This window comes from Pseudomonas sp. KCJK8993 (genome assembly GCF_046230915.1).
GTDB classification, from domain to species: Bacteria; Pseudomonadota; Gammaproteobacteria; order Pseudomonadales; family Pseudomonadaceae; genus Aquipseudomonas; species Aquipseudomonas piscis.
In genome coordinates this window covers 1-2,662 of the sequence record NZ_JBJJLO010000225.1, presented here as the reverse complement: position 1 = coordinate 2,662, position 2,662 = coordinate 1, and the positions used below count along the sequence as shown (strand labels likewise).

Annotated in this window: 4 protein-coding genes; 2 read left to right on the top strand and 2 right to left on the bottom strand. The window is 65.9% G+C overall.

Annotated features, from left to right (window positions below; genetic code table 11):
* Nucleotides 1-126: 126 nt before the first annotated feature.
* Nucleotides 127-657, bottom strand: coding sequence for a bacterioferritin (locus ACK6AU_RS31755; RefSeq protein ID WP_185697541.1), 531 nt, complete (start codon nt 655-657; stop codon nt 127-129).
* Nucleotides 658-778: 121 nt separating this feature from the next.
* Nucleotides 779-1,690 carry a LysR substrate-binding domain-containing protein gene (locus tag ACK6AU_RS31750; RefSeq protein ID WP_185697542.1) on the bottom strand — a complete coding sequence of 304 codons (912 nt, stop codon included), beginning with the start codon at nt 1,688-1,690 and terminating at the stop codon, nt 779-781.
* Between the two features lie 137 nt (nt 1,691-1,827).
* Here ACK6AU_RS31750 and ACK6AU_RS31745 point away from each other — a divergent pair, with 137 nt between their 5' ends.
* Together ACK6AU_RS31745 and ACK6AU_RS31740 are read left to right on the top strand one after the other, a co-directional pair.
* Nucleotides 1,828-2,466, top strand: a complete 639-nt coding sequence (locus ACK6AU_RS31745) for an FMN-dependent NADH-azoreductase (protein ID WP_409303708.1) — start codon at nt 1,828-1,830, stop codon at nt 2,464-2,466.
* A 9-nt stretch (nt 2,467-2,475) separates the two neighbouring features.
* Nucleotides 2,476-2,662: DMT family transporter (locus ACK6AU_RS31740; RefSeq protein ID WP_409303706.1), on the top strand; the 187-nt coding region annotated here is incomplete at its 3' end.

Here is a 2,662-nt window from a genome sequence, read left to right as displayed (position 1 = left end):
GTGCGACGGTTGCAGGAGATGGGTGCGGGCAGGGCGGGGAGGACGGTCACGCCGGGCAGGTGAGGGCGGGACTGGGAGGGGCTGGCCGGCCCGCTCCTGTGCGCTCGGGCCGGCCTGGCATAGGCGCTACAGGTCCTGGAGGATGTCCGCCATGTCGTCGGCGTGCTCTTCTTCCTGGGCCAGGATCTCTTCGAACAGGCGGCGGGTGGTCGGGTCCTTGTCGCCGATGTACTGGATGATCTCGCGGTAGCTATCGATGGCGATCCGCTCGGCCACCAGGTCCTCGTAGACCATTTCCTTCAAGGTCCTGCCGGCCACGTATTGCGCATGGGACTTGGCCGACAGCAGGTCGGGGTTGAATTCCGGTTCGCCACCCAGCTGAACGATGCGCTCGGCCAGCTTGTCGGCATGCTCGGCTTCCTGGGTGGCGTGCTCGAGGAATTCGTCGGCGGCCACGCTGGCCTTGAGCCCGTTGGCCATGAAGTAGTGGCGCTTGTAGCGCAGCACGCAGACCAGCTCGGTGGCCAGGGCTTCATTGAGCAGGCGCAGCACTTCCTCCCGATCGGCGTTATAGCCGGCGGTCACGGCGCCGTTCTCCACGTGGCTGCGGGCCCGTTCGCGCAGGCTGTTCACATCGGACAAATGCATCTCGCTCATCTCGGTTTCTCCTAGGGGGCTAATCCGTCTTGCGCCGGGCTCTATGGGCCTGGTCGCTACCTAGGATGTGAGTCGCGGGAGCGGCAAAAAGTTTGATCGGATGTGCCGCGACGGCCAGGTTTCAGCTGCGAGCCAGCAGCGGGTGCCCGGCCAGCAGCGCCTCCTGCTGCAACCACTGCAGGAACACCCGCACCGGTGGATGGCGCTCGCGCCCGGGTACGCACAAAGCGCTATAGCCGGCGCCGCCCACATGGATGTCCGGGCGATAGGCCTGCAACAGGCCGCTGGCCACGCTCTGCGATACCAGGATATTGCTGGCCAGTACCAGGCCCTGGCCGGCGATGGCCGCTTGCAGGGCGTACTGCTCTTCGTCGTAGGAGCGCACCTGCGGCTGGTCCTCGAGCCAGTTCTCCCCGGCCTGGGCACACCAGGCCTGCCAGCCATCGGCGTACAGCGTGGAACTGCGCCAGTGCACGCTGATCAGCGCCGGCCGTTGCTGCCCGGCCAGTGCCACTTGCTGCGGCGAGCCATAGACCGCGAAGCGTTCATCGAACAGGCACAGGCCATGCAGGTTCAGGTAGCCGTCCTGGCTATAGCGGATCGCCACGTCGATGCTGGCATCCTGCTGCAGGTCCACCACCTCGCACTGGGTGTCCAGGCGCAGGTTGATCCCCGGGTGCTGGGCGTAGAAGCGTCCCAGGCGCGGCACCAGCCACAGGGCGGCGAAGGCGGCCGTGGTGGACACCGTCAACTGCCCGTTGTCCGGGGCCGGGCGCAGGGTGGCGACGCTTTGCGCCACATCCAGCAGGGCACCATGCAGGCTGTGGAACAAGCGATCGCCGGCTTCGGTGAGGCGTACCTGGCGTGGCAGCCGCTCGAACAAGGGCACGCCCAGCCAATGTTCCAGGCTGCGGATCTGATGGGACACCGCCGTGGGCGTCACCGACAGGTCGTCGGCCGCCTCCTTGAAACTCAGCAGGCGCGCGGCAGACTCGAAGGTCCGCAGGGCGGTGAGAGGCAGGTGGGCGAACATAGAGCGCTCCATGGCTGATATGAATTCATCTGAATGAATTTTAATTCGTTTGTTGGCGAATGCCGATGGCTCTAGCTTTAGCGCGAAATTGGCGGGCATTCAAGGCCGTCGAGGTTCTAGCGCATGAGGGAGTTCAGATGAGTAAAGTTCTTGTAGTCCATGGCAGTCCCCGAGGCGAGCGATCCCACAGCCGGCGCCTGGCCGAGGTATTCCTGCAGGCCTGGCAAGCGGCCAATCCCCAAGGTTCGTTGACCCGCCGGGAAGTCGGGCGCGGGGCCATTCCCCATGTCAGCGAGGCCTTCATCGCCGCGGCGTTCCATCCACAACCCGAGGCCCGCCCTCTTTCGATGCAGGCCGACCTGGCCCTGAGCGATGAGCTGGTCGGCGAGCTGTTCGAGCACCCGCGCCTGGTGATCTCGGCGCCCATGTACAATTTCAGCGTACCCAGCGGCATCAAGGCCTGGGTCGACCACATCGTGCGCCTGGGCCTGACCTTCGACACCCAGCTGGACAACGGCGTGGCCCACTACCAGCCGCTGGTACTGGGCAAGAAGGTGCTGGTCATCACCAGCCGTGGCGGCGCTGGTTTCGGCCCGGGTGGCGAACACGAGGCGATGAACCACGCCGACCGCTGGCTGCGTACCGCCCTGGGCTTCATGGGCATCGACGACGTTACGGTGATCGCGGCCGAAGGCGAAGAGTCGGTGCCCGAGCGATTCCAGCAATCCTGCGCCCAGGCCGAACAGCAATTGCTGGCCCTGGCCCGGCGCTTCTGAGGTACGGCCATGGCCTGGGGATTGCTATTGCTGGCCGCGGCCTTCGAGGTGGCGTTCGCCATGGGTATGAAGTACGCCGCCGGTTTCACCCGGCCCTGGCCGTCGCTGCTGACCCTGGTGGCGGCGCTGGGCGGGGTCTACTTCCTGACCCTGGCCCTGCGCGAGTTGCCGGTCAGCGTGGCGTATCCGATCTGGA